This is a genomic window from Photorhabdus sp. RM71S, assembly GCF_042879355.1.
Taxonomy (GTDB): Bacteria; Pseudomonadota; Gammaproteobacteria; order Enterobacterales; family Enterobacteriaceae; genus Photorhabdus; species Photorhabdus kayaii.
In genome coordinates, this window is record NZ_JBHFKV010000244.1 from 1 (window position 1) to 309 (window position 309).

Consider the following 309-nt stretch of genomic DNA (forward strand, 5'->3'; position numbering starts at 1 on the left):
GTTAGTGGACGTCAGTGTGCTCAGCGATGAAGAAATCCTGACACATAAAGGCGTTGCCCTGATGGAGCTGGTGCAAAAACACATTCGCTGCCGGGATATGCAGGAATGGGTGCCCCAATTGGTGGAACTCCTGAATGCAGGGTATAATACAGCCGAGCAGCGCAATGTAGTGTTAAGCTATATTTTACTGAATGGACATACGCTGGATCTCTCCCAATTTGTCCATCAACTGATTGAACAATCTCCGGAGCATGAAACGATGTTGATGACTATTGCAGAACAGCTTGAACAAAAAGGGCTTGAGCGAGG

Annotated in this window: 1 protein-coding gene; it reads left to right on the forward strand. The window is 47.2% G+C overall.

Annotation, left to right across the window (positions count from 1 at the left end; all coding sequences use genetic code 11):
- Window positions 1-309 (forward strand): Rpn family recombination-promoting nuclease/putative transposase (locus tag ACGF5R_RS24730; protein WP_387693291.1); only part of this gene is annotated, 309 nt, incomplete at both ends.